At 41.2% G+C, this 1,633-nt stretch carries 3 protein-coding genes; all 3 read right to left on the reverse strand.

Annotation, left to right across the window (positions count from 1 at the left end; all coding sequences use genetic code 11):
* The coding region (locus tag B9J84_RS10945; RefSeq protein ID WP_038149123.1) for a hypothetical protein at nt 1-230 on the reverse strand (230 nt) is incomplete at its 3' end.
* A gap of 166 nt (nt 231-396) precedes the next feature.
* The gene (locus B9J84_RS10950; protein ID WP_019282801.1) at nt 397-1,053 is read right to left on the reverse strand and encodes a TIGR04219 family outer membrane beta-barrel protein; all 657 of its coding nucleotides are present in this window, start codon (nt 1,051-1,053) and stop codon (nt 397-399) included.
* A 99-nt stretch (nt 1,054-1,152) separates the two neighbouring features.
* Complete coding sequence (gene pspG / locus B9J84_RS10955) at nt 1,153-1,362, reverse strand: envelope stress response protein PspG (protein WP_026027454.1); 210 nt, start codon at nt 1,360-1,362, stop codon at nt 1,153-1,155.
* Nucleotides 1,363-1,633 lie beyond the last annotated feature (271 nt).

Genomic DNA, 1,633 nt, shown 5'->3' on the forward strand with positions numbered 1-1,633 from the left:
CATTTAGACTCGACTCGAACTTGCTTAAAACCCACCTCCATAGCCGATTTAGAGGCAAGATCCAGATCGGTATACTGGCATTCGTCACCCTGAGAATCGGTTAATAGCACGAACCCACCACGGCAATGCCGAAACTCGACTATCCAATGCCCTTCTTGGAAAGAAGGTTCAATAATGGCTTCGATAAGCTTGTTCTCACGATACAAGTCCCTTAACTCGGTAATCGTCATCACCACACCATTTTCACATTATCCACTCGTGAATTAAGCATGGTACATTTTGCTTATTCTGCTAAGAAATTGCGCAATAATATAATTATCAGTTATAAAAAACGCCACCTTGTAGAGGTAGCGTTTTATGGAAAGTGCATTTAGCGCGTAAGTATCGAATCGATACTTAAAATTGAAATTCAGCCCCTAAGAACCAACCATCAACAAAGACAAATGAGTTTTTCGTCTTTGGGTCAAGTTCGGTGAATTCAAGATCAATCACACGATAGCCGCCACGCAATGCGACATTGCCAGCACGAATAGGTATGGAATACTGCAAACCCGCTAGTACATCTGCGCTTTTAATTCCGCCACTATCACCAAAATCAAACTGCCCAATCACATCAACTTGGGTATTGGGAATTTTAATTGTGGCATAGGCATACCAGTTAAAAGTCGTCTTATCAAAACTGTACTTCAAGCTATCTGGTGCTTGATACTGAGAACCACTATATTGAGTGAATGTAACACCCGCATCGAACGACATTAACTGTCGCTCTAACAGATTGTAATACAAGGTATAGTCGTACTTATCAAAGGATGCATAATCCGCCTCAAGCGTGGTATAACGAATACTCGCATTGGGCAAATAAGGTAGCTGATGCTCAAAAGCAACGTGGATTGAAGGTGTCTTCACATCATCACGACGAGTATTGTCGATTTTAGTGCTGCCCCACCACATGTCAGCGCCAACTTCTCCACGATAAAATGATTCTGCTTGAACCGATGCGGTTGACATCATCATTGCCACACTGACCAACGCTAACCAAATTGGTTTATTCATCCCTATTGCTCCCTATTTATTCGCTACTAATGCATGTTCTTAATTGAACGCGATAGTAGCATATTCCTGAAGTGAGTTAACGTTTCGTTGACTGCCACATTAGCGAGGGGTGTACACCACATGACGGAAGAACCAGACCCCCAAAACAATCACAATGATCCAAGGTAGTAGCTTAAACATCACTCCAATCATGCCTAGTAATGCCAATACTATAAAGCCCATGACCGTCGCAATAAACACAGTCGCCAAAGTGATGCCTGTCGCCAATAAAGTTGCAATAAAAACCAATAAGAAAATAAGCTCAAACATGATGTTTTCCTCCGTTTCTCTTACCACAAGCAGATATCGAGCCAACTTGTCATTACCACCTCTGATTTCAAGTCAAGACTAAAAAAATCACAGTTTCTTGGCCAATCAAGCACTTGAAAAGCAATATTTATTTCAATAAAAAAAGCCAAATAACACCGAGTCATTTCGCCTTTCTCTTATTGGTAACAATCACCCCTTAAGTTGGTAATTTTTACACATTCAACTCTTTCGGAATTTTTGCTAATGCCGATTGCACGACTTCAATTCCCGC

This window comes from Vibrio sp. V03_P4A6T147, from assembly GCF_002241085.1.
In the GTDB taxonomy this organism is placed as follows: Bacteria; Pseudomonadota; Gammaproteobacteria; order Enterobacterales; family Vibrionaceae; genus Vibrio; species Vibrio anguillarum.